The sequence below is a fragment of the Niallia tiangongensis genome (assembly GCF_044704065.1).
Lineage (GTDB): Bacteria > Bacillota > Bacilli > Bacillales > Cytobacillaceae > Niallia > Niallia tiangongensis.
In genome coordinates, this window is the sequence record NZ_CP162613.1 from 1,889,091 (window position 1) to 1,914,905 (window position 25,815).

A 25,815-nucleotide genomic window follows, 5' to 3' on the forward strand; every position below is an offset into this window, starting at 1 on the left:
TAAAAAGAATATCATAAGAAGGCGAAGACTATTCTAAAGGTTGTGTCAGGTTTTTGAACAAATATAGAGAGAAAAAAGATGAAGAAAACATGTGTTTATTTAAAAACAAGAGGGATTATTATGGTGGTATAATTTATTCCAACGGTTTTAATTTATTTATTGCTAAAATATTTCAAAAAAGTCAATAACTTCATCGTGTTAATAGCGAAAATGGAAGTCTTTCGACACTCGAATTACTGATATATAAGGTTTTTGTATTTCTAAATAAATAAGAAAACGTTAAATAATATAAAAATTAAAAGTTTTCAAAAAACTATTTGTATTTAGAAAAAAAATAGGTATAATAAAAACAAGTTGTTATAAAAGTTAACAAACAAATGTTAGTATATTTGACTTGTTAATGGTTTAGCAATGATGATACTATCTTTCGGTGCAATAAGAGTATTCTTCTAAGATGAAAAGATTGAATATTCGTTCAATTGGAGTCTGATAGTATTATAAAAAATAGATAATAGGGGGATATGTTGCATGAAAAAAAGTATGTCGCTTATTTTTAGCATTTTATTAGTGCTTGTACTTGCTTTAGCTGGCTGTTCAAGTAAGACAGGATCTGAAGGGGATAGTAGTAGTGGAGCGAAATCAAGTTCTTCTAAAAGTCTACTTGACACAATTAAAGACAGAGGTACATTAAAAGCTGGTGTCAATGATGCACTTCCTGGCTTTGGATACATAGGATCAGATGGAAAAAATACTGGTTTTGATGTTGATTTTGCAAAAGCAATTGCAGCAGGAGTACTTGGAGATGCTGCGAAAATTGAATTTAGACCATTATCAGCTACTGACCGTTTTACAGCTGTTCAGTCTGGTGAAGTTGATGTGTTAGTACGTAACACAACTTGGACAACAAACCGTGATGCAGAAGTAGGCTTAAGCTTTGCTCCAGTAATTTTCTATGATGGGCAAGGAATTATGGTACCGAAAGATAGCAATATCAAAACGTTAAAAGATTTAGAGGGGAAAACAATTGGTGTAGAAACAGGAACAACGACTGAATTAAACTTAGCGGATCAAATGAAAGCTGCAGGTGTTAACTATACAGCACAAACATTTGATAATGCTGATGCAGTAATAGCTGCATATGAGCAAGGTTCTATCGATGCATGGACAACAGATAAATCAGGACTAGTTTCTCGTCAGTCTACATTACAAGATCCAGATGCACATATTATTTTAGATGAAACACTTTCAAAAGAACCTTTAGCTCCAGCAGTTAAAGATGGAGATGAAAAATGGGCGGATGCAGTAACATGGATTGTATTTGCAACGATTCAAGCAGAAGAATTTGGTATTACTTCTCAAAACGTAGATGATTTCTTAACTAGTGAAAATCCAGAAATTCAACGTCTTTTAGGAGTAGAAGGAAATCTTGGTGAACAATTAGGACTATCAAATGATTTCGCATACCAAGTAATTAAGCAAGTTGGTAACTATGGTGAAATTTATGATCGTAACTTAGGTCCTGATACAGTGTTCAAATTAGAGCGTACACAAAATGCATTATATAGTGATGGCGGATTATTGTACTCTATTCCGTTCCGTTAATATGAATTATTAAGTTAAAAAATAAGGGGGTACTCAAAGTGTTATACCCTTTTGAGTACCTCCTATTCTTTTAAGTGAGAGGTGAGAAAGAGTGGAAATAAAAAAGACAGCAACGACTCCTCTTTGGAGAAATAGAAAAATAATACCAATTATTACCCAAATCCTCTTTGTCATTATAATAGGAATAGTAATTGCCTTTATGGTAAGTAATGTGATATCAGGCCTTGAACAAATAGGATTGACCCTGGGATTAGGCTATTTAAATCTAAAAGCATCTTTTCCAATTGCAGAATCTATTATTAGCTATACACCAGATGATCCATATATCCGAGCTTTATTAGTTGGATTATTAAATACTTTTAAGGTTTCTATCTTTGGAATTATATTTGCAAGCATTATCGGAGTAATAGTAGGGATTGCACGTTTATCTGATAACTGGTTAGTAAGTAAGGTTGCAACTATTTATGTAGAGGTTTTTAGAAATACTCCCCTTTTGGTACAGATATTTATATGGAACTTCGCCGTATTTTTACCGATGCCAAAAATTCAAGATGCATTCTCTATCGGTTCTTTTTATTTTTCTAATAGAGGGGCGTCAATTCCATGGTTTTCATTACAAAATAATACGCTTATTTGGTTGATCGTACTCATTCTCCTAATTGTAGCTAGTGTGTTTTTATTTAGAAAATTAACAAAGGTATCATTAGAATCAGGTAAATCTACATATCCATTAATCTCCAGTATCGGATTAATAGCAATTGGCGCGATTATTACATTTCTTGTTTTAGGAAATGGACCTTTTGGTGTATCTGTTCCAGTTTTTAATGGGAATTCTTTTGAGGGTGGGACATCTTTATCCATTGGATTTATGTCTGTGTTCGTTGCACTAACTATTTATACATCTACTTATATTTCAGAAATTGTCCGTGCAGGAATTATGGGTGTTCCAAAAGGGCAGACAGAAGCTGCAAAGGCGCTTGGCTTTAAAAGTCGTACAGCTCTTCGGTTAATTATTTTTCCACAGGCAATCAGAATAATTATCCCGCCGTTAACAAGCCAGTATTTAAATTTAATAAAAAACTCAAGCTTAGCGATGGCAGTAGCCTATCAAGATATTGTTGGAATCGGAAATACAATCATTAATCAAACAGGACATACGTTAGAGACACTATTAATTGTAATTTCTGTATATTTATTGTTTAGCTTAACTACATCCCTGTTAATGAATCTTTTCAACAAAAAATTCCAGCTGGTAGAAAGGTAGGGAAGCAAATTGGATAATATACAATTAGAAAACACGGAACCAGTTTTGGAAACGACAAAATTAAATAGTCAGAAGAAACTACAGTTATGGCTGAAAAATAATTTATTTAAGGACTGGAAAAACGCCGTATTAACTATTGTCACATTAATGTTTACGATTTATTTGCTTGCAAATATAGGGAAATTTTTGTTTGCAAGTGAATGGGGTGTTGTCACCGATAATTTGAGACTGCTATTTGTTGGGCAATTTCCGATAGAGGAAATTTGGAGATTATGGGTATCCCTTTTATTTATGTCTGTATTATTAGGTACTTCTTGGGGAGTTTGGAGAGGGATTATCGGACATGTAGCAATTAGTCTTGGTGCTCTTTTATTGGTATTCGGCATTCTTCCTTATACGGAAATGGAATCAAAAGTATATTTATTTTCAAGTATTGCTGCGATTGTTGTTTTTTATTTCGTTGGGAAATATGTTCCAAAATTAAAAATTCCTATGCTTGTGCTATGGATATTATATATTCCAATCAGTCTTTCTATTATTAATGGATTTGGTGTATTAGAGCCTGTAAAAACAAATGTATGGGGAGGCTTCTTATTAACATTAGTAATTGCTTCGGTAGCAATTATTTGTTCTTTTCCATTAGGATTATTGCTTGCAGTAGGAAGACGAAGTAAACTGCCTATAATAAAATATTGCTGTATTCTGTATATAGAATTAATTCGTGGGATGCCCCTAATTATGGTGTTATTTATTGCACAATTATTGCTTCCTATGTTCCTTGGAGGCATTCAATTAGACAATGTTGTTCGTGCTATGATTGCATTCACTTTATTTAGTGCCGCTTATTTAGCAGAAAATATTCGTGGTGGCTTACAATCGATTCCTAGAGGTCAATTCGAAGCAGCACAGGCACTCGGGTTAAATAATGTTAAGGTAATGGTTTTTGTTGTTTTACCACAAGCCTTAAAAGCTGTTATCCCTGCAATGGTTGGACAATTTATTTCTGTTTTTAAAGATACATCATTAGTTGCAGTGATAGGATTAGCAGATTTTCTTGGTATGGGAAAAAAAATCGCTGCCAACCCTGAATATCTAGGAAAATATATGGAGTTATACATTGTCATTGCGTTTATATATTTCATTTTCTGCTTTTTAATGTCCCATGTAAGTAAACATATTGAAAAATCACTTGGTGTAGGAACGAGATAGAAAGGAGAATCGGAGTATATGGAAAGTGTATTTGGTGTAAATAAATTAACAACCCCTTTAAATGAGAGAGAAGATATTATTAAAGTAAATAAATTGAATAAATGGTATGGAGATCATCATGTATTAAAGGATGTAGATCTTACGGTTAAGCAAGGAGAGGTAATCGTTATTTTAGGACCATCAGGGTCAGGTAAATCAACCTTTATTCGAACGATTAATGCCTTAGAAGAATTTCAAAAGGGTGAAATTATTGTTGATGACATTGCATTAACCGATGATGTTAAAAATATCGAAGAAATTCGTAAAGAAACGGGAATGGTATTTCAATCCTTTAATTTATTTCCGCATATGACAATTTTGAAAAATATATCTTTAGCTCCTATATGGGTGAGAAAGTGGAAAAAAGCAAAAGCGGAACTAATCGCAAAGGATTTGCTAGAAAGAGTAGGTATTCCTGAGCAAGCGAATAAATATCCTGGACAATTATCAGGTGGGCAGCAGCAACGTGTTGCAATTGCAAGAGCATTAGCGATGCAGCCTAAGATAATGCTATTTGATGAACCTACATCTGCGCTCGATCCAGAAATGGTAAAAGAAGTATTAGATGTTATGAAAACTTTAGCAGAATCTGGTATGACCATGCTTGTTGTGACACATGAAATGGGATTCGCAAGACAAGTAGCGGACCGTATTATCCTATTTGATAAGGGAGAAATTGTAGAAATGGGGAAACCGGAAGAATTATTTGATAATCCAAAGCATGAACGGACGAAAGCCTTCTTATCTCAGATACTTTAAAAAAGAGGCTGGGACATAACAAAATAGAAGATTTGTAAAGGCGAACAATCCCTAATTTACTATTAAATAACCGTTGTGCTATCAAATACTTGGTTATTTGTGTTTTTAAATATAGTTAAGTGTAAGAACTAGTTCGTTCCATTGCGCTACAGACACTCGATGCGCCGGGGAGGAATGAGCCTCCTCTATTTCCGCAGGAGTCGAGTGTCCTCCGCCTCCATTCCACTTCGTTGTTAAAGATTGTTTTTCTGAAAAATGTTTATTAATAGAAATAATTAATTATTTGGAAGAACTGAGCAGCCTGAATACACGTAGACGCCACGGGGATTAGCGAGACAGCTGAGACCCTGCTGGCCAAGGGCAGACCGCGGCTTTAGCGCGAGCCCCACGGAAAGCGAAGTCATTCAGGCCTGAGGGTAATAACAACAGACTTTACTGAAACCTTCTTTTTAAACTTAGACGGCACAACTAACACAATAGGTTAGTTGTGCTCGTTCCATTTGCTCTCAATATTGAGTAAATATGCATTTGGGTCCTTTTTAAACCTTCTCTGTTTTGTGTGTTCAAGTATCCGGTTATTCCACTTATTAGCTTCGTTCTTATAGGTAGAATAGTCAGCTTTCCTTATCTTATTCAAACCGTCTCGTTCATCTGTAACACCTTCAACAAAAACAATGTTTTCACCATGACGAACAATATAACGATTCCAAGTTCGACTACCAGTTATTCGCCTATGCCTTACTTTTGTACGTCTAAAGAATAGTTCTAAATCATTGTTCGTCCTAGGTAAGAGAGGGAAATCGTATATAGTAAAAAGTCCTTTCCAAAAGCCATTACTATATCTTAAAAGATTATCCACAAACGCATGATCCTCTTCCCGATTAAGCTCTTTTTTAATATGATCTAGATACTGTTTTAGTCTATTTTCGACCCAAGAACTTGTTTTATTTTCAGATGGCTCCATAATAGTGGCAATCCGTTTAAAACGCAGGTCCCAACGTTTCACAAGTTGATAATCTGAGTTAAAGTTATCAACATTACTGACTATTCTGAATAGCTTTTCAAGTAAAAGAGTCCCCTTTTTTATCCAGGCATTTTTCAATCGAGTCTTTGATTGATTTTGTTCGTTCATAGACTCGAGTACCAGGTAATTCAAACGGGGGCTTACCATCTTCCAGTAATACGGAGCGAATGGCTGCCACATAATCACTTGCGATTTCATCTTCTAAGCTTTCTGAAGGGGATTCTTCTATTTTTCTCTCGATATCTCGAATTCCCCTTAGCTTCTTTTTAATATTTGTCTTTAACTTTCGGTCCTTTTCCACTAATGGTTTGGCAATATCCTTAAAGTAATGGAACTGACAATACTGATATGGAATGTTTGGTGCGACTTTCTCAATCGCTAAACGGATTGACTGTTGCCCATCACTAATAAACCCTTGAATTGGGTAACCCCAATTAATGATGGGTTGAATAATCCCAACCAATTCTTGAGATGCACTACTCTTTAGATTGTGTGCAGCTAGGACAGTTCCACTTAGTACCTCACGGATTACATAAAGTGTTTCGTTTCCTTTTTCAGGTTGAACGCCATCAATAGAAAGGATTAATCCGTCACTTTCTTCTACGACTTTCTCTAAAATTTCTTTCGTGTTCTCTTCGACAGATGACCTAAGTAGTAACGCGTAGCGTTCATAGAGTTTTTGAACCTGTCTTTCAGAGATTTTAATCTGCTTCTCCGTTAGTATGTCGGTAATTTCTAATCGTGTTTTATGTTCTTTAAAGCGTAAATGACCAATATGAGCAATGACATCCATTCCATATGTAATATGTTTCATACTGAGTTGTTCAGCCTCTGCAGAGCGATAAACGATATGATTATCACAGGAGTTATTTTCGCATCTGTAACCTAGATTGATTACTTTAAATTCACCTTTAAGAGTAGAGATGGTTTTCCGCCATACAGGATGACAGTATGTTAATTTGCCTTCACATTTAGGGCAATGTGTAATCTCAGGAGTATAGTAAATAGATTCAACTGGATTTAACCGATTTTTTGTACGCATAAATAAACACCAACTTAAATAATTTATAAGTCTATTATAACTCATAAACATGGTTGGTGTTATTTATTCCGCGTAAGTTTTAAAACTAAAAACACGAACAATTATACCTCGATTCTTGTATGATTGTTCGTGTTTATCACTAGCTGGATTACTTATGTCCCAGCCTCTTTTTTTTGCTTATTCAAATTTAATAAAGTGATACTTCCATCAGTGAGGGTTTTCCTTCATCCCCCACTAATGGTTAGTTGAACAAATCGAACCTTTACGGACAGTGGCTCTCCCGCCTATCTTCTTCGAATTCTCATAAGCAAGAGGTGTGAGTCTTACTGTCTGTCCGTTAAGAGTGAGATAAATAGAAATATTGAGATGACTGAATACACCTTGGCTCTTAGCGAGAAAGGCGAGATTCCCTACATAGAAAGGGAAGTATATTCAGGCTGCTTACTCCTGGCAATAAATTTTCCAAAACAACTAATTTTTTGAGAAAAGTATATTTAATCAGTGGTGAAGTGGCAGATTATCAAGATAATATTGCAATGGAATTTTTATGTTTTACGAAGCTGTATAATAGATTTTTAAAGGATGTAAAATTGTAGAAATTCATATTGTATAAAATATCACTATTTCGCTAAAAATGTAAGTAGGTACAGAAAAATAGATGGTGATACCAATGAAGGGCCTAAGTAGACTTGAAGCAATCATGTGGAGTATTGCACTTCCAGGTTTTAGTCAGTTATTATTGAAAAAATATTGGAAAGGAACATTGTTTGTTATTTTAGAGTTTATTATAAATGCGAAAAGTAACTTCAATATAGCAATTATGCTTAGTTTTTGCGGCAATATCCAAGAAGCAATTAACGTAATGGACTTTCAATGGATATTGTTTTATCCGTGTTTATATATGTTTGCGATGTGGGATGCCTATAAAGAAGTAATGGATACAGACAATGAATATGCTTTTTTGCCATTTGTTTTTTGCGCATATTTTGTTACGGTAGGCGTTTTTTATTCGACAAAGTTAAAGCTATTTGGTGTGTTGTTAGGTCCTGTTTTTTTACCGATGGTTTTTTTGATACCCGGTATCATTTGCGGTCAAATGGTAAAGTATTGTTTAATCTATTACAAAAAAAAGAGACATTTGTGAAAATCCTCTGTTACACCCAAGAATAAGGGTGTAGGTTTAGAGTTCAGTATGCTATTTCTGAAAAATTTATCAGTAAAATAAAAAAATCAGAAAAAACTATTGGCAAATAGTTCAATAATGTATATAATTAAAACATATTAATATTTGTATACTACTCAAAGGGGAGTAGCTTTTAGGTTGATACCTAAAACAAAGTCGTCAGTTCATGGCATATGCCATCGGCTTTGTTGGCATGTTAGTGCTTAGCAAGACCTTTGCCTATTTGGCAAAGGTCTTTTTTGCGCACTTTTGTACATAATAACGAGAGTTGTAGCAAAACCTGCTAATAGGAAGTATACAAATAAAACCTAAAGGGGGAAATATTATTGGATGCGAGTATGTTATTAGAGTATGGCTGGGTTTTATTGATTCTAATTGTATTAGAGGGGTTATTGGCAGCAGATAATGCAGTTGTTATGGCGGTTATGGTTAAACATTTACCAGCTGAGCAACAAAAAAAGGCGCTCTTCTACGGACTATTGGGTGCGTTTGTCTTCCGTTTTGCTACCTTATTCATGATTTCATTTTTGGTAGATGTATGGCAAGTTCAAGCGATTGGTGCTCTTTATCTTCTCTTTATTGCAGTGCATAATATTTATGGGAAATATGCGAAAAAGAATGAGGGGGATAAAGAGAAGAAGGCGAAGAAACAATCTGGTTTTTGGATGACGGTTTTAAAAGTAGAATTAGCGGATATTGCATTTGCAATCGATTCGATGTTAGCGGCAGTTGCGCTTGCGATTACCTTACCGAAAACAAATTGGTTTTCGTTAGGTGGAATTGATGGAGGACAATTTTTAGTTATGTTCCTTGGTGGTTTAATTGGATTGATCATCATGCGTTTTGCAGCTAACTGGTTTGTTAAGTTACTTCATTCCCGTCCGTCTCTTGAAACAGCAGCATTTTTAATTGTTGGTTGGGTTGGTGTAAAATTAGCTGTATTTACTTTAGCACACCCATCTATCGGATTCTTAGATGAGCATTTTCCAGAATCTAAAGTTTGGAAAGGAATTTTCTGGGTTGTATTAGTAGCAATCGCTATTGGGGGATATTTCTTTTCCAATAAAGAAGCTGTTAAAACAAAGGAAAGCAATGCATAAAAGGATAAAAAGAAAGCCATCCATAATTTGGAATGGCTTTTTTTGAACGATATATTTCAAAAACGTTACTGTCAACAACCCACGACTGAAGTCACGAGGGTTCTCGGCTAAAGCCTAAATTAGAGATGGTAATACGAACACTTATATTACTGTGTTTTACCGGAAAGTTCTGCTTGTGCTTGTTGAACAAGTCTTTTTGTAATCTCTCCTCCAACAGAGCCGTTAGCACGAGAAACGGTATCTGATCCTAGGTTTACTCCAAATTCTTGTGCAATTTCATATTTAACACTATCTAAATATTGTTCAATTCCTGGAACTAATAATTTATTTCTAGAAGCCATTCTTTATTCCTCCTTATTAATAGTACAGCGATTATTTATCAAATTCATTGCAATTTTTTATGGAAATGATAAATGATTCTGTACTTATAATATATGGATTTATTTGAAGTTCATTAGTGGTAATGTTTGTGTATATGGGAGAAAATAGGATAAATTACATTCAACATAGAGTCATTCGTAATTAGCTTCATGAAAAGAGTCTAAAAAAATGAATCTTTCCTGACTACAATAGCGTATCGTATAATGTTACAGTGCTTTATTAAAAGTTAAGTAAACATTATAATATAAGGTTGTACGACTAGGGATAGATAACTTATACTGATTATTATCCATGCTTTGTAAAAAGACATTATTAATTAGTCATAAAAAAGAAAGTAAATAATTGATTTTTATTAATTGGCTTGAAAGAAAGGGATTGTTTTTTAATGGGCAAGAAGTTTAAGTTAGTCCTTCAAAATCTAACTCCTGCACAAATGATAACCAGCTATTATATATTAGCGGTTAGTATATCAGTTCTATTATTAAGTTTACCAGGGGTACATAAAGAAGGAGTAACGGTATCATTTATGGATACGCTGTTTACTGCTGTTACAGCAGTAAGTGTAACAGGACTAACGGTAATTAATATCGCAGAAACGTATAGTACATATGGAATAATAGTCTTAATGCTTGTTCTACAATTTGGTGGAATTGGCGTTATGGCGATTGGAACATTCTTCTGGATGATTTTTCGTAGGAAGATAGGCTTAAGAGAGAGACAGTTAATAATGATTGATCACAATCAGTCTAATCTTTCAGGGCTAGTCAATTTAATTAGAGAAATCTTTAAAATTATTGTTATCATTGAAGTGGTTGGAGCTATTATTCTTACTTTGCAATTCCATAATTATTATCCTACCTGGAAAGAATCTATTTTACATGGCGCTTTTGCGTCTGTTAGTGCTACTACAAATGGAGGATTAGATTTAACAGGTCAATCACTTACTCCGTTTAAGGATGATTATTTTGTACAGCTTGTCAATATCATCCTTATTACATTAGGAGCAATCGGATTTCCTGTATTGATTGAAGGAAAAAATTATCTTTTCCCAAAAGCAGGAAATATGGATTTGAAATTTTCTTTATTTACGAAGTTAACTACCATTACTTTTGGTTTTCTTTTGTTATTTGGAACAATCATGATTATTCTTTTAGAATGGGGAAATTATTATGCAGGAATGAGTTGGCACCAAATATTCTTTAATGCATTTTTTCATTCTACGTCCACACGAAGCGGTGGTTTAGCAACAATGGATTTAAATGCGTATTCTATTACGACATTGCTTATTTTTTGTTTTCTTATGTTTATCGGTGCCTCTCCAAGTTCTGTTGGTGGTGGAATACGAACGACAACCTTTGCATTAAACATATTATTTATTTACCATTATGCAAATGGGAACAGGCATATAAAGATATTTAAAAGAGAAATACATGAAGAGGATATAATAAAATCATTAGTAGTAACAATATTTGCGACTGGAATTTGTATTGTCGCTGTTATCGCTCTTTCCATATCAGAAAATGCCTCTCTCATTGCAATCCTTTTCGAAGTTTGTTCTGCTTTTGGTACGACAGGGCTTTCATTAGGCTTAACTTCAGAATTATCTAACTTTGGAAAATGCGTTATTATGCTGCTAATGTTTATTGGAAGAATAGGATTGACTTCTTTCATCTATATTATCGGTGGAAAAGAGAAAAAAGATAATTTCCATTATCCAAAAGAACGAATTATTATTGGGTAATAAAGACAAAAAATGGAGCTGCAATAAGGCAGCTCTATTTTTGTGTGTATTCCTTTTTAACAAATGTAGGGAAGCATATCTTTTTTTGGCTTGCGAATAATAAAAATGTAAGTGTGAAAGGAGAGATGACTAATATGGCAAAGCGCAAGGCTGAATTTAATAGTGTAGAAAAATATAGTAAAACTCCGAAGACAAACACCCAAGAAACGGAATTTTCTGCTGAATTTAGCAGAGGCGAGAACCCAATCAAAGGTGCTAATCGAAATTCAAAGCAGGGAAGAGAGGGAAATTAAATGCCGAAAAAAGAAAAGAGTCGTAAACAAACAGAGAGCTCAAATGTAGAATTTGGTCAAGAATTTGGTGATGTGAATGCAAGCAAATTCTATGATACAGAAGCATTAACAAAGGAAAAAGGAAAGGGGAAAGCTAGAAGGAAATAAAGAAATCTTCCCATCAGTGAATCGGTATTACTGATGGGAAGATTCATTATCTATCTATTTGAAGTATACGTTGAACTCTTAAAGAGTAGTTGTTTCAATTTTGAACTTCTTAACTCAATCATCGGCTGTGTGAAAGAAATGATGATATTGCTTGAAAGCAGCATCGTAATCAAGAAAGATACAACTACAATCATCACATACGATCTGGGAGATTCAAATATATCCGGTAAATCACTTTGTCTAAATAGACGGATAAAGAAACCATGTAATAAATATACATATAACGTTGATTTACCAAATTTAGTGAAGAAATACTGCTTTTTCGGCACACATGCGAAAAAGCAAAAAATCATGAGAAAGCTTAACATATAGAAAAATATTCGAATTGCCATTCCTACTAAGTACCCTTCCCCTAATGCCTCATAGGATTTAGAGCCAAATAACCACTGATAATTAATCGATGGAAAGAAATGAAAGCCAATAAAAACAAGAGCGAAAATGATAATAGCACTAAGTCTAGCTTTTCTCGTTTTTACTAAATTGAAGTGTTCCTTCTTCATATAAAAGCCTATTAAGAATAAAGGAAAGAAAACGAATGTTCTCGTTAAGCTTAAATAGGTTGATGTCCAATCAATCATGCCTATTGTAAGTCCTAATAGTAGGGATAGGATAATCCCTTGTATCGGCTTTAATTTCACAAATGCTAATAAAAAGATGTTCCAAAAAAATAAACTAATTAAAAACCATAGGGACCAATGTGGTGTCAACGGTTCAATTGCAAACGTGGATTTTCCATAAAGAAAATAATAAAAAATGCTGTATACTAGTTGAAAGATAAGGTAAGGAATAATAAGCTTTTTTGCATATTTTTTTATATACCCCTTTTCCGCAATCCCCTTAGCAAAAAATCCCGAAATTAAAATAAATGCCGGCATATGAAAAGTGTAAATTACTTTATATAACGTATAAATATTTTGATCGTCATTTATAAATGATTGGATAAAATGACCGAAGACAACGAAAAAGATCAAAATAAATTTTGCATTATCAAAGTAGTAATCCCGTTGTTTCATAAACTCATCCTTTCATGAATGGAAATATCACATATTTCACACTAACTATATATAACACAAAACCGCTAGTTTTAATCGCATGTAGTTAATCTGTTAACGAAATAACTTATATTTATTACAAAAATGAAATGAACGGGCGATAGAACCCAAAGAGCAAAACCTTATTTATAATAACAGGTTTCCCTTTAAATTTGTTTAATTTTTTATGGGGAATTATAAAAAAATGATAGGTGCAGGAGGAATAAATAGGAAAGTATGAAACGATTGTCTTGTTTCCATTAAATAGTGAGATTTCTTCTCCTATATTTTTTTAAATTTTTTTCTGTTTTATTTTTTCAGAAGGAGAGGAAATTCAAAAATTATGTAGAATAATGTAAACACTACGTTTGCAAGGGGGGAACCACTACGATGGATCGTATATCCTATTCAGAAGAATATCACCAATTACAGCAGAAACTGAGCGAAGTCGAAAAAGAGAATGCGCTGCTGAGAAAAAAACTAGAGGAAAATAGTCGTATCCAGGATAGGCGATCAACTGCTTTCCAAACGATAAATGTAGGGATCATTATATTTGATGATAATGGTGTTATTCGCGATATCAATACATGTCTTTGTGATAACTTTAACTTAAAAGTTGATCAAGTTGTCGGTAGAAATATTACGCACTTCCTTAATCAAGAAGAACAATCGATAATAAGAAAGTATATTAATAATCTAAAAAACAAATCCGGTCTAGCACGTAGTGTATTACCGATAACGGTTAATAATAAATTACATTATTTTGAAACCCTGACAAGTCGCTTGCCATATGAGATGGGATTTGTAACAATCATCGAAAATATAACGGAAGAAATAGAAAAAGAAAGAGAGAAAGAAGAAACACAAATCTTGTATAATGAATATTTTTCAGAAGCACTTGATGGGATTGTGTTATGGAAAGAAACAGGGAAAATTATTGCTGCTAACGCCTCCGCTCTTAAAATCTTTGAAAGTACGAGAGAACAATTGCTGACTTCGAAAATTAGTGACTATATTTATAAAAAAGATAAGAGATATGCTGAAATAGTCATGAATTTATATCATCAAAAGGAAAATCGAGAAGAATTAATGTTTTTGATGCCAAATGGGCAGAAAAAAATACTGGAATTTACTACAAAACTACATTCTGTGGAAGGTTTAAATATGAGTATTTTTCGTAATGTAACGGAACGATACAAAATGGAAGAGGAAATAAGAGAAAGTAAGGCGATGTTCAAAAATATTTTTGAAGAAGTTTTTGAGGGTATTATCATTTGGGATGAGAAATTTAAAATAATTGATATGAATAAAGCTGCGGAACGTTTACTGGGCAAAAACAAAGAGTGTTTAATCGGTTTAGATTTATTATCCACGCTTCCTTCTGCAAAATCGATAGGGGAAGATATCAAACCCAAATTATTAAATCTAAAAGAAGAGGGACAAAATCGAGGACTTTATACCGTGAAATGTCAGAATAAACGGGAGTATACACAGCTTGAGTATAGAAATAAATTTAATGTTTATTCAGGCTTAAGTATTACCACATTACGTGACATCACAGAAAATGCCGTTTTGGAAGAACAGCTGAGGAAATCATCTACATTAAACGTTGTAGGAGAATTGGCAGCAGGAATAGCCCATGAAATTCGAAATCCAATGACAGCTATAAAGGGTTTTATTCAACTATTAGAAACGGATGTGGCTTCTTCTGAAAATGAAATGTACTTTACGGTAATAAAATCAGAGTTAACGCGAATTGAATCGATAATTAATGAATTTTTATTGCTTGCTAAACCACAGGTTGTGAAATATGTAAAAAGTGACTTAAGACAGATTATGAATGAAACGATGGAATTACTTCATGCTCAAGCAGTATTACAAAATGTTCAATTTAAAAAAATGTATGAAGAAGAAATTCCAATGATTTACTGTGAACCAAATCAAATGAAAAAGGTATTTATAAATATCATAAAAAATGCAATAGAAGTATTAGAAGATGGCGGGGAAATCGAGGTTTCGATTAAAGCAAAACAGGATTACTTCCATATAGGAATCCGAGATAATGGAAAGGGAATGAGTAAAGAAAAGCTAGCAAGAATTGGAGAGCCCTTTTATACGACAAAAGAAAAAGGGACTGGTTTAGGTTTATTAGTATCCTATCAAATAATTGAAGAGCATCATGGGAAAGTGACTGTAGAGTCGGAGCTAGGCGTTGGCACGACTTTTCACCTCCTACTTCCAATAAAAAAAGACATAATAGACTAACGTATTATTACTAAAGACCCCGTTGTATGTAACTAGGTCTTTTTTTGTTGAAGTAAAGTAATTGTAATAGCGCGTTTATCCCACTCTTAAGCTTCAGTAAGACACGAAAAACAAACAGATAATTAATTGTACTTATTTTATTGCTTGACACAGCTATCTACTTTTATTATCATCTAATTAGATACTTATAAAAGTAGGTGGTTGAATGCAATTAGATAAACTGGTTGCTTTTTATAAAACAATGGGAGATCCAACAAGAATAAGAATTATTTCTTTATTGGCAAACAAACCATGGAATGGGCAAGCTTTAGCGGATAAACTGGGCTTATCTGCTCCTACGATTACCCATCATTTAAAGAAAATGCGTGAAATAAATATCGTCTATGACAGAAGAGATAAGAATACGATTTATTTTTATTTGAACAAGTCCTTTATTTTGCAACAAACAGAGTCCTTAAAAAAACTTGCATTTGGAATGGAGGAGAGTGTGATGATTGTTAGCGATGAGGAACAATCAAAAATTATTGAGAACTTCTTTACTGCAGAGGGGAGACTTAAGAATATTCCTGCTCAAAGAAAGAAGAAATTAGTTGTATTCAAATACATGTTGAAGGGGTTAGTTTTTGGAAGAAAATATGAAGAAAAAGAAATAAATGAACATATAAAACAGTATTTCGATGATTATGCCACAATTAGAAGAGAGTTTATCATTAATCATTATATGTATAGAGAAAATAATATATATGAACTTAATCCAGAGGAAATGTGGGCAAAGTAAAGGGAAGAGAAAGGACTGTTTAATCGAGTTAAACAGTCCTTTGTTGCTATGCCCCGCAGCCAGAATACACTTCGCTATCCATGGGGCAAGCTTTTAGCCTTCTCGGGCATCTCTAGGCCACTGAAAAAGTATAGTTATCCAGTTTAAATAAGGATTAGGTCTTGGAAAGCGAATAATAGGTTGGTTTGGAGAGGCATCCGCTCGACTCCTATGAGAGATGCGAGAAAGTCCAAGACCCTGCAGGAACTCAAGCCTCGGAGCACAAATGCAATATCCCAATTTATTCAACTGGCAACTATCAATTACCCTTAATTAACGGTTTTTCAGTGCCCTTCTAATTCCATAGGGAGTCTACATGTATTCAGGCTGCTCAGTATTACTAATTAATTTATTTTTCCTATTGAAAAAGCAATAATCTTTTAGAAATCAGCCTTTTCCTATAAAAAACAATTTTAGAAAATGCCAAAATCAATTATAAAATTCCGGTTTGCGATCGGCAAAAATAGGGATAGTCTTCCGAACCTCTGTAACTTTATCTAAATGAACAGAAGCTGTTAGAATTTCTTCTTCCTCGCCTGCTTCCGCTACGATTTCTCCCCATGGATCAATAATCATACTATGTCCTGCAAAGACATTATCAGGATCCGCACCAACGCGATTACATGCAATAACAAAACATTGATTTTCAATTGCTCGAGCAATAAGTAAACTTTTCCAGTGTGCCAATCTTGCCTTTGGCCATTCAGCAACAACAAAGATTGCTTCAGCTCCTTTTGTTGTATGAGCTCTTATCCATTCAGGGAAGCGAATGTCATAGCAAATCATACTGGCAAACATTCTTCCTTCTAAAGAAAATAAGCCATTTGATGTCCCGCTTTTTAAATATAAATGTTCATCCATTAATTGAAAAAGATGGAGTTTGTCATAGGTGTGGGCGACGTTTCCAGATTTATCTACAACGATAAGAGAATTATATATGCCGTTTCCTTTATTATTTGCGATAGATCCACCAATGATATGGACATGATGTTTAAGTGCTAATTCTTTTAAAAAAGAGATTGTGCTCTTTGCATGATTATCAGCGATTGTAAGAAGTCTTGTTAAGTCATAGCCTGTTGACCACAGCTCAGGCAATACAATGATATCACAGTTATCTTTGCAAGCAGCAGTAATTTTTTCTTCTACTTGCTTAAAATTATCTTCTGGTTTACCAAATGCAATATCCATTTGAATTAAACTAATTCGAAATTTCAAAAGCTAACACCTCTATTCATCTTCGTTATTTTCCTATATAATGATAATCAACTAAAAAATCCAATTATTAAGGTAATTTGGTTATATCATAAAAAAGCGAATTATTAAACGATTATTTTTGTAATTACATCATTTAAGTAATTGGAATATTTTTAACGTTTATCCCACTCTTAACGGACTGTAAGACTCTCAACACTTGCTTTGGAGAAGATGAGGAAGATAGGTGGGAGATCAACTGTCCGTAAAGAAGCGAATGGTTCAACTAACCATCAGTGGGAGATGAAGGAAAACCACCACTGATGAAAGTTTCACTTTATAGTTTAAAGAAGGTGTGAGGTACATGAAGACATATGAACAATCTCAGTTATTGAAAAATTTGCCAGAACAGTTTTTTGCTACATTAGTTACAAAGGTCAATAGCTATATTGAGAAAGGCCACGATGTGATTAATTTAGGACAAGGTAATCCAGATCAACCGACTCCTGCTAATATTATCCAGAGCCTGCAAGCGGCAGCAGAAGAACCGAAAAATCATAAGTATTCACCTTTTAGAGGCTATCCACATTTAAAGACGGCAGTTTCTCAATTTTACAAGCGAGAATATAATGTAGATTTAAATCCTGAAACAGAGGTGGCTATATTATTTGGGGGGAAGGCAGGTCTTGTAGAAATACCGTTATGTTTATTGAATCCAGGAGAAAAAGTAATGGTTCCTGATCCTGGGTATCCCGACTATTTATCTGGGATTGCTTTAGCAAAAGCAGAGACCGTCATGATGCCGTTACGTGAACAAAATAGGTTTTTACCCAACTATAATGAAATAGAAGAAAAAGATTTAGAGAAAGCAAAGTTAATGTTTTTAAATTATCCAAACAATCCGACTGGAGCGATTGCGACAAAGGAATTCTTTGCTGAGACAGTTTCTCTAAGTAGACAGCATGATATATGTGTTGTCCATGATTTTGCATATGGAGCAATTGGGTTTGATGGAAAGAAACCGATTAGTTTTCTTCAAGTTGATGGTGCAAAGGATATTGGAGTTGAAATTTATACCTTATCAAAGACATTTAATATGGCAGGCTGGCGAGTTGCCTTTGCGGTTGGAAATAGTAGTGTAATTTCTGCTATTAATCTTTACCAAGACCATCTGTATGTAAGTTTATTTGGAGCGATACAGGAAGCTGCCTACACGGCATTAACAGAGTCTCAAGAAAGTGTTAAAGAAATGAATGAGCTTTATGAAAAGAGACGAAATGTTTTAATAAAAGGACTTAACGAAATTGGTTGGGAAGTTAATGCTCCAGAAGGGTCATTCTTTACTTGGCTGAAAGTACCAGATGGTTTTACTTCACAAGAATTTAGTGATTATTTATTAGAAACAGTACATATTGCAATGGCTCCAGGATCCGGTTTTGGTCAATTTGGAGAGGGATATGTTCGAGTTGGGCTATTAACTGAAGTAGAGAGATTGCAAGAGGCAGTTGAAAGATTAAGTACGCTTCCGATTTTTAAATAAGTGAATATCGCTAAAAATTTCCCTTTAGGATTGAATAGATTTTTATCTATTTAATCCTTTTTTAATATAAAAAGGTATCCCTTTTTCTACATTAGAGAAGGTTATAGGTCAAAATAACTAAAAAGAAAGCGTTTGCTTTAATTATTTTTGCTTTTCGACGATTTTCACCATTATCTTTGTCGAAAATAAGTGGGAATCTATTAAGTTAATGAGTCTTTTTACCTATTTTATCTTAAAAAAATGTCTAATATTGCGATTCTATTTACTTTTATTTGTTTTATTGCAATAATTCATCAAGTAAACAATAATGAATTGTTTGAAAGTTGGAATTTGATTAGGAGGAAGAAAAAGGTGTATTGTAAGAAGACAGAATTGTTATTTGAAATTCAAGATAAAAGGGAGGTAATGATTAAAACGGCAAAAGAGCGTGGGACAATCGATGAGGAGACAATTAGATTAAGTCAGGAACTTGATGAATTAATCTATAAATATCAGCTTGTTTTTCGTAATGAACGAGAAAAAAGAAAACAAATAAAAAGACAATATAAAAACACTCGAATTTTTTGGTCTAATGCAAGTCAATATAAACGGAAGAATTATTCTGAGGTTGTTTATAGATAAAGAGTAAGTAAATTATGGTGAAGGGTAATGGCAGTGATTACCTGAATAATATTTCATCTAAATCAATGCCCTTCTTTAATTAAATCAGCACCCCGTTCTACTTCATATATGTCTGCTATGTTGATAAAAAGAAAAAAAGCTTCTTTTGTTCATAAGGTATAAGCTCCTTTTATGGAAGATGGGGATACGAAATGAACATGGAAGAAGCGAAAATAGACAAGATATTATTCCATTAAAGGTAAGATAATATTAACCTTTGTTCCTTTCTTTTCTCTACTGGATATTTGTATTTCACCATCGAATGATTCAACGATTCTTTTACATACAACAAGCCCCAAGCCGGTTCCTGATTCCTTTGAAGTATTAAAAGGTTCAAATATTTTCTGTAATTGTCGGCTGGACATGCCTATACCATTATCAGTTATTGCAATAAGTACATTTGAATGAATGGTACGGACAGTAAGCTCTAACTGACCACCATTTTCCATTGCTTCAAGTGCGTTTTTTGTTAAATTAAGTAGCACTTGTTTCATTTGGTCTGCAATCCCAAGGATATAAATGTCTTGATCAGGTATTTTTTTCATATACTTTACATTATATAAATTTGCTTCAGAAATAATCAGTGGATCAAGTTCTGCTATAATCGATTTTAAATTCATTTTATGTTTTTTTTGTGCGGTAGGCTTTCCTAAAATAAGGAATTGACTTACGATTTCATTTATTCGCACAATTTCTTTCTGGATAATGGAAAAATATAGCTGATCCTTTTGATCTTGATGTTTTTCACTTAACAATTGGATTAATCCTTTGATTCCAGTTAAAGGGTTTCTAATTTCATGAGCAGAACTAGCCGCTAAATTACCAACGAGCTCTAATTTTTGGATTTCGTTCTCTTTTGTTTCTTCTTCTCTTACTTTCCTTTGATAGTAAAGAATCAGTGTCAGATAAATCAGATGAAAAATTAGAATAAAGAAAAGAAGTATCCAAATATTTGATTTTACTATGCTCCAAATATTCGGCTTTTCTAATTCAACGATAATAGTCCAAGGTAAACGATCAATCGGCATACTAATGACATTTTTGCCTAAGGTTGCACCATCATTTATATAGAGCATTGTTTCTTTTTGACCATTCATAATCGCAATATTTTCCTCTGAGGATAACATTTTCGTTATATTAATAAGGTAATCGACACGAAGATAAGCAGTTATAATAGCGTCTAGTCGATTATGTTCACCTATAATAGGCATTGCAATACCGATAACCTTCTGTCCATTACTTAATACTTCTTCGCGATTAGAAATCACTAAATCTTTTGAGTTTATAACTTCTAATATATAATCTTCCTCTGAAATATTAACGGAATCATAAGTATCATTTACTCCAGCAATCGTTTTCCCTTTATTATCGAGCAAGAATAAACCACCATATATATGCTCGTTCGTAAATACTTTTTTAAGCAAGCTATCCATCTCTTTTGGTGTATCAATATTTGTTTGAATCGATAGACTTAATATATTTAAAGAAGAAACGACTTTGTTTATATAAGAGTCCCATTGCCTTTGATGGATGGAAGCTATCCATTCTGCGTGAGCTTTATTTTTTTCTATTTCTTTATTTACTTGGTAATTAAAAAAAAGTAAGGCAGTAATCATGATAGGAATAACGACGATTACAATATATAAAAGTTTTTTTTGTGTATTTATTTTCATTAATAGATTCTCCATAGCGAAATTCCAATATATAGACTTCATTATAACATGAATCAGTGAAAGCTCAATGATAGGCGGAGGTTCTACTGAAATTGACAAATTTGAGGGAGAATAATATAATTTATTTGAATTCGAGATATTGAATTATACTAATAAGGGAAGTTTTATATGGAAAAAAAAGATATTGAACAATCATTAAAATTATATATTGTTATGTCTCGAGCATATCGGGCAATAAATGAAAATGTAAATAAATTAATTACAGCAAATGGATTGAATCCAACTGAGTTTGCTGTTCTCGAATTGTTGTATCATAAAGGGGATCAACCGTTACAGCAAATCGGTGGAAAGATTTTATTAGCAAGTGGAAGTATCACCTATGTAGTTGATAAACTGGAGGAAAAAGGATATTTAAGAAGAATTGCCTGTCCAACAGATCGAAGAGTGACATTCGCTCAAATCACGGAAAATGGCAAGCAGTTGATTGAAAGCATTTTTCCAAATCACGAGCAAAGAATCCATGAAATCATGTCTGAACTATCACAAGAGGAAAAAGATGTGGCGATTGAACTAATTAAACGAATTGGTTTATCTGTGGGGAAATAATAGCTTCGCAATATGTTTATAAAGCGAGTATTCATTATATGGAAAAATAGTTTATTTCGGTGTGTTCTAGAAATAAATCTTCCATTATGAATATTCGCTTTTTTGTATTTGTATTGTTATTTTTCATGTATAATTAGATAAATAGGCCTTTACAAAGAGGGTAATGAACAAAAATAGGGGGTATAGAAATGAAGTTTTCGGAATTTACATACAAAAGACCAGATATAGATGAATTTTCAATTAAAATGAATGAATTATTAGTAGATTTTAACAATGCAGAGCATGTCGAGCAACAAATTACGGCGATCAAGAAAATAAACGAGCTTAGAAATGACATTTCTACTATGTTTAATTTATGCTATATTCGCCATTCTGTAGATACGAATGATGAATTTTATCAAAAAGAACAAGATTATATGGATGAAGTATCTCCTAAAGTTGAGGGGCTAACCACTAAATATTACGAAGCGCTGGTGCAATCCAAATTTAAAGAGCAACTGGAAGAAAAATGGGGACATCAACTCTTTGCATTAGCAGAAGCCCAATTAAAAGTTTTCTCTGAGGAAGTAGTAGAGCTTCTACAACAAGAAAATAAACTATCAACAGAATACACAAAGCTTGTTGCTTCTGCGAAGATTATGTTTGATGGAGAAGAAAGAACACTTGCACAATTGCAGCCATTTACGGAATCGAAAGACCGTGATACTAGAAAGGCTGCGAGTGAGGCTCGTTTTGCTTTTTTTGGTGAACATGAAGAGCAGTTAGATAGAATATATGATGACATGGTAAAGGTTCGTACAGAAATTGCCCAAAAGCTAGGATATGAAAATTTTGTCGAGCTCGCATACTATCGTATGTATCGTACGGATTATAATGCTGAAATGGTTGCAGCATTTAGAAACCAAGTAAAAGAACATATCGTACCATTAACAACAAAATTAAAAGAAAGACAGCAACAGAGAATAGAGGTAGACTCCTTAAAATATTATGATGAGCCATTCGAATTTTTAACGGGGAATGCTGCTCCTAAAGGAGATCCAGCCTGGATTGTTGAAAATGGTCAAAAGATGTATGATGAACTATCAAAAGAAACAGGTAATTTCTTCTCCTATTTGAGAGAAACAGAATTAATGGATTTAGTTGCTAAAAAGGGAAAAGCTGGTGGCGGCTATTGTACCTTTATTGAAAATTATAAGGCGCCTTTTATTTTTTCTAACTTCAATGGAACATCAGGAGATATTGATGTATTAACACATGAGGCAGGTCATGCATTCCAGGTTTACTCTAGTGGCGAATTTGATATTCCTGAATACTATTGGCCAACATATGAAGCAGCAGAAATTCATTCAATGAGCATGGAGTTCTTTACATGGCCTTGGATGGAACTATTCTTTAAAGAAGATGTAGAGAAATATAAGTTTTCCCATTTAAGCTCAGCATTGCTATTCCTTCCTTATGGAGTGTCAGTAGATGAATTCCAGCATTGGGTATATGAAAATCCGACAGCTACTCCAAAAGAGAGAAAGAACGCTTGGAGAAATATAGAGAAAAAATATAGTCCTCATCTAGATTATGATGGAAATGAGTTTTTAGAGAATGGTGGTTTTTGGCAAAAACAAGGGCATATTTTTAATTCTCCATTCTATTATATTGACTATACATTAGCGCAAATATGTGCATTCCAATTTTGGAAACGTTCAAGAGAGAATCAAGAAGATGCTTGGGCGGATTATGTGAAGCTTTGCAAATTAGGCGGAAGCATGCCGTTTACTGAATTAGTGAAAGAGGCTAATTTAATCTCTCCATTTGAAGATGGCTGTGTGGAGTCTGTTGTCGGAGTAATTGATGAGTGGTTAAGTGCTGTAGAAGATCGAAATCTATAAAAGAAAACCGTGGGTTAGAAATCATCCCGCGGTTTTCTTATTTGCAGTTTATTTAGTAATAGATTGTGTTTGAACTGGTTTGATCTTAATTTGGTCGTCCTCTAGAACTGCAGTTAATTCTTTTACTGTTGGCTCATCAAGTATAACATCTGCTAATTGGTCTTCTAAATGCTCTTGAATCACTCTTCTCAAAGGACGAGCACCAAAGCTTGGATGTGTTCCTAATTCCACGATTTTCTCTTTGGCCGTTTCTTCTACCTGTAAAGTGATTTGTTGTTCTTGTAGGTTTTGAGAAAGCTCATCTAATAATAAGTCTGTAATCTGTAGTAAGTGTTCACTCTCCAATGCTTTAAACTCGATAATCGCATCAAAGCGGTTAAGGAATTCTGGTTTAAAGAAGTTTCCGAGTGTTTGTAATAGATTGCTTTCTTCAATCGCATCATTATTTCCAAAGCCAACGACTTTATGTTTATGGCCGACACTTGCGTTACTTGTCATGATAATAACGGAATCTTTAAAGCTTACAGTGCGTCCTTGGCTATCTGTTAATCGGCCGTCTTCTAAAATTTGCAAGAAGATTGATTGAATATCAGGATGTGCTTTTTCAATTTCATCTAGCAGGATAATGCTATATGGATTTCTTCTAACTTTCTCTGTTAATTGTCCCGCTTCTTCATGACCAACATATCCTGGAGGAGAACCAATGATTTTACTTATACTATGTTTCTCCATGTATTCACTCATGTCTAGGCGAATCATACTATCCTTGCTGCCGAATAATTCTTCTGCTAGTGTTTTGGTAAGTTCCGTTTTCCCAACGCCAGTAGGACCGACGAATAGGAAGCTACCAATTGGTCTTGTTTTTGATTTTAGTCCTGCTCTACTACGTTTAATAGCTTTAGCCACTTTGCGAACAGCCTCATCCTGTCCAATTACTTTAGCTGCTAATCGTTCGCTTAAAAACTTCATTTTTTGCTGCTCATCTTCCTGTAATTTTCCTACTGGTATGCCAGTTTTCTTTTCGATTAATTGCTGGATAAGGGCAACATCCACAATCGGCTTATCATCATTGACTGGTTCATTTAATGCTTTTTCAAGCTGTTGTTCTTCTTTACGTAATTGAGCTGCTTTCTCATAATTTTCTTCTTTTAATACTTGTTCTTTTTCTTTTGCTATCATTGCAAGACGACTTTCAATTTCTTCTGTGTTTTGATAAGTAGAAGAAAGATTCATTTTAGAACCCGCCTCATCCATTAAGTCAATCGCTTTATCCGGTAAGAAACGATCTTGAATATAACGGTGAGATAGCTCCGCACATGCTTTTATTGCTTCTTCTGTATAAGTAACTTCATGGAAATTTTCATATTTGTCCTTAATACCATTTAAAATCGATAACGTTGCCTCAACAGATGGCTCACTCACTTGCACTGGCTGGAATCGTCGCTCTAAGGCAGCATCCTTTTCGATTTGACGATATTCTTTTAAGGTCGTTGCCCCAATGATATGCAGTTCCCCGCGAGCTAATGCAGGTTTTAAAATATTTCCAGCATCCATAGAGCCTTCTGCAGAGCCAGCTCCAACTAGCTGATGAATTTCGTCAATAAAGACAATAACATTTTTTCTAGCTTGTACTTCTTGAATGACTTGCTTCATTTTTTCTTCAAATTGACCGCGGATTCCTGTATTTGTAACAAGGGAAGCCACGTCTAATAAGTAAATTTCTTTATTTTGTAATTTTTTAGGAACATTGCCTTCGATAATTTTTAAAGCTAATCCTTCTGCTATCGCAGTTTTCCCAACACCAGGTTCCCCGATTAGAACAGGATTATTTTTATTTCGTCGATTTAGAATCTCGATTACACGTTCAATTTCATTTTCTCTTCCAATAACAGGGTCAATCAAACCAGCGTTAGCCATTTGATTCAAGTTTTTCCCGTGTTTATCGAGAATACCAGCTTTTTTATTGTTATTAATAAAAGGAGCTTCCTTTGAAGCACTAGCTCCCCCGAATGAATTTGATTGGTTAAATGATTGAAATAACTCGTCAAAAGGGGAAGGTTGGAAAAACATTGGGCCATTTTGGGCTGTCATTTTTTGCTTTTCTTTTTGATAGCAAGCATGACAAAGATTCATTGTGCTCTCCATATTGTTTAATACAAATCGTAAGCTGATGGTGGCACTGTTTTGTTGGCAAATTTCACATTTCATAAATAAATATCCTCCTTTTGAATTTGACTAATATTGACCTTTTGTAATTACGATTATACTTTGACCTTTTTTGACTTTCAAGCATTTTGCTTGAAAA

The 25,815-nt window shown here is 33.9% G+C and carries 22 protein-coding genes and 1 riboswitch; of the genes, 15 read left to right on the forward strand and 7 right to left on the reverse strand.

All coding sequences use genetic code 11. The annotated features are described in order from the left end of the window. The first annotated feature begins 528 nt into the window (after window positions 1–528). The 4 genes from AB3U99_RS08825 (at window position 529) to AB3U99_RS08840 (ending at window position 4,873) form a co-directional block, all read left to right on the forward strand. On the forward strand, window positions 529–1,602 hold the full coding sequence (locus AB3U99_RS08825; RefSeq protein WP_400246917.1) for an amino acid ABC transporter substrate-binding protein: 1,074 nt from the start codon (window positions 529–531) through the stop codon (window positions 1,600–1,602). A 91-nt stretch (window positions 1,603–1,693) separates the two neighbouring features. Continuing rightward, window positions 1,694–2,866, forward strand: coding sequence for an amino acid ABC transporter permease (locus AB3U99_RS08830; protein WP_400246918.1), 1,173 nt, complete (start codon window positions 1,694–1,696; stop codon window positions 2,864–2,866). A gap of 9 nt (window positions 2,867–2,875) precedes the next feature. Continuing rightward, a complete protein-coding gene (locus tag AB3U99_RS08835) occupies window positions 2,876–4,075 on the forward strand; it encodes an amino acid ABC transporter permease (protein WP_400246920.1) in 1,200 nt (399 codons plus the stop codon). A gap of 18 nt (window positions 4,076–4,093) precedes the next feature. Further along, the gene (locus tag AB3U99_RS08840; protein WP_400246922.1) at window positions 4,094–4,873 is read left to right on the forward strand and encodes an amino acid ABC transporter ATP-binding protein; all 780 of its coding nucleotides are present in this window, start codon (window positions 4,094–4,096) and stop codon (window positions 4,871–4,873) included. A 481-nt stretch (window positions 4,874–5,354) separates the two neighbouring features. On the opposite strand, the gene AB3U99_RS08845 is transcribed toward AB3U99_RS08840, so the two are convergent. After that, on the reverse strand, window positions 5,355–6,005 hold the full coding sequence (locus AB3U99_RS08845) for a hypothetical protein (protein WP_400242608.1): 651 nt from the start codon (window positions 6,003–6,005) through the stop codon (window positions 5,355–5,357). Further along, on the reverse strand, window positions 5,935–6,939 hold the full coding sequence (locus tag AB3U99_RS08850) for a transposase (RefSeq protein WP_400242607.1): 1,005 nt from the start codon (window positions 6,937–6,939) through the stop codon (window positions 5,935–5,937). Before AB3U99_RS08850 ends, AB3U99_RS08845 begins: the two co-directional genes overlap by 71 nt. Window positions 6,940–7,609: 670 nt before the next feature. Here AB3U99_RS08850 and AB3U99_RS08855 point away from each other — a divergent pair. Together AB3U99_RS08855 and AB3U99_RS08860 are read left to right on the forward strand one after the other, a co-directional pair. After that, on the forward strand, window positions 7,610–8,083 hold the full coding sequence (locus AB3U99_RS08855; protein ID WP_400246923.1) for a hypothetical protein: 474 nt from the start codon (window positions 7,610–7,612) through the stop codon (window positions 8,081–8,083). A gap of 148 nt (window positions 8,084–8,231) precedes the next feature. Further along, window positions 8,232–8,326: riboswitch (yybP-ykoY riboswitch) on the forward strand. A gap of 122 nt (window positions 8,327–8,448) precedes the next feature. Continuing rightward, entirely contained in the window at window positions 8,449–9,222 is a 774-nt protein-coding gene (locus tag AB3U99_RS08860) for a TerC family protein (RefSeq protein ID WP_400246925.1), read from the forward strand. Window positions 9,223–9,368: 146 nt separating this feature from the next. Here the strand turns inward: AB3U99_RS08860 and AB3U99_RS08865 are convergent, their stop codons facing one another. Next, a complete protein-coding gene (locus AB3U99_RS08865) occupies window positions 9,369–9,563 on the reverse strand; it encodes an alpha/beta-type small acid-soluble spore protein (RefSeq protein WP_047942948.1) in 195 nt (64 codons plus the stop codon). A 425-nt stretch (window positions 9,564–9,988) separates the two neighbouring features. On the opposite strand from AB3U99_RS08865, the gene AB3U99_RS08870 reads away from it, so the two are divergent. From AB3U99_RS08870 to AB3U99_RS08880, 3 genes are all read left to right on the forward strand, one after another. Beyond that, a complete protein-coding gene (locus AB3U99_RS08870) occupies window positions 9,989–11,344 on the forward strand; it encodes a TrkH family potassium uptake protein (protein WP_400246926.1) in 1,356 nt (451 codons plus the stop codon). A gap of 134 nt (window positions 11,345–11,478) precedes the next feature. Then, window positions 11,479–11,637: a hypothetical protein gene (locus tag AB3U99_RS08875; RefSeq protein ID WP_400246928.1), complete on the forward strand. Its 159-nt coding sequence runs from the start codon at window positions 11,479–11,481 to the stop codon at window positions 11,635–11,637. Next, on the forward strand, window positions 11,638–11,784 hold the full coding sequence (locus AB3U99_RS08880; protein WP_400246930.1) for a hypothetical protein: 147 nt from the start codon (window positions 11,638–11,640) through the stop codon (window positions 11,782–11,784). It abuts the gene before it with no gap. Window positions 11,785–11,834: 50 nt separating this feature from the next. Here AB3U99_RS08880 and AB3U99_RS08885 read toward each other — a convergent pair whose 3' ends face one another. Beyond that, window positions 11,835–12,857 (reverse strand): acyltransferase family protein, encoded by a 1,023-nt coding sequence (locus tag AB3U99_RS08885; protein ID WP_400246931.1) that lies wholly within the window; start codon window positions 12,855–12,857, stop codon window positions 11,835–11,837. 408 nt (window positions 12,858–13,265) lie between these two features. On the opposite strand from AB3U99_RS08885, the gene AB3U99_RS08890 reads away from it, so the two are divergent. After that, window positions 13,266–15,140, forward strand: a complete 1,875-nt coding sequence (locus tag AB3U99_RS08890; RefSeq protein WP_400246932.1) for a PAS domain S-box protein — start codon at window positions 13,266–13,268, stop codon at window positions 15,138–15,140. A 205-nt stretch (window positions 15,141–15,345) separates the two neighbouring features. Then, entirely contained in the window at window positions 15,346–15,918 is a 573-nt protein-coding gene (locus AB3U99_RS08895; protein ID WP_400246934.1) for a metalloregulator ArsR/SmtB family transcription factor, read from the forward strand. Between the two features lie 468 nt (window positions 15,919–16,386). Here the strand turns inward: AB3U99_RS08895 and AB3U99_RS08900 are convergent, their stop codons facing one another. Beyond that, window positions 16,387–17,172, reverse strand: a complete 786-nt coding sequence (locus AB3U99_RS08900) for a carbon-nitrogen family hydrolase (RefSeq protein WP_400246935.1) — start codon at window positions 17,170–17,172, stop codon at window positions 16,387–16,389. A 340-nt stretch (window positions 17,173–17,512) separates the two neighbouring features. On the opposite strand from AB3U99_RS08900, the gene AB3U99_RS08905 reads away from it, so the two are divergent. After that, a complete protein-coding gene (locus tag AB3U99_RS08905) occupies window positions 17,513–18,688 on the forward strand; it encodes a pyridoxal phosphate-dependent aminotransferase (RefSeq protein ID WP_400246936.1) in 1,176 nt (391 codons plus the stop codon). A 351-nt stretch (window positions 18,689–19,039) separates the two neighbouring features. Then, window positions 19,040–19,309, forward strand: coding sequence for a Spo0E family sporulation regulatory protein-aspartic acid phosphatase (locus AB3U99_RS08910; RefSeq protein WP_400246938.1), 270 nt, complete (start codon window positions 19,040–19,042; stop codon window positions 19,307–19,309). A 224-nt stretch (window positions 19,310–19,533) separates the two neighbouring features. Here the strand turns inward: AB3U99_RS08910 and AB3U99_RS08915 are convergent, their stop codons facing one another. Continuing rightward, window positions 19,534–21,021, reverse strand: a complete 1,488-nt coding sequence (locus tag AB3U99_RS08915; protein WP_400246939.1) for an ATP-binding protein — start codon at window positions 21,019–21,021, stop codon at window positions 19,534–19,536. Between the two features lie 168 nt (window positions 21,022–21,189). Between AB3U99_RS08915 and AB3U99_RS08920 the strand changes: the two genes are divergently transcribed. Beyond that, entirely contained in the window at window positions 21,190–21,627 is a 438-nt protein-coding gene (locus AB3U99_RS08920) for a MarR family winged helix-turn-helix transcriptional regulator (protein ID WP_400246941.1), read from the forward strand. A gap of 188 nt (window positions 21,628–21,815) precedes the next feature. Beyond that, window positions 21,816–23,510, forward strand: a complete 1,695-nt coding sequence (locus AB3U99_RS08925; protein WP_400246942.1) for a M3 family oligoendopeptidase — start codon at window positions 21,816–21,818, stop codon at window positions 23,508–23,510. 48 nt (window positions 23,511–23,558) lie between these two features. On the opposite strand, the gene AB3U99_RS08930 is transcribed toward AB3U99_RS08925, so the two are convergent. Beyond that, on the reverse strand, window positions 23,559–25,718 hold the full coding sequence (locus AB3U99_RS08930; RefSeq protein ID WP_400246944.1) for an AAA family ATPase: 2,160 nt from the start codon (window positions 25,716–25,718) through the stop codon (window positions 23,559–23,561). Window positions 25,719–25,815 lie beyond the last annotated feature (97 nt).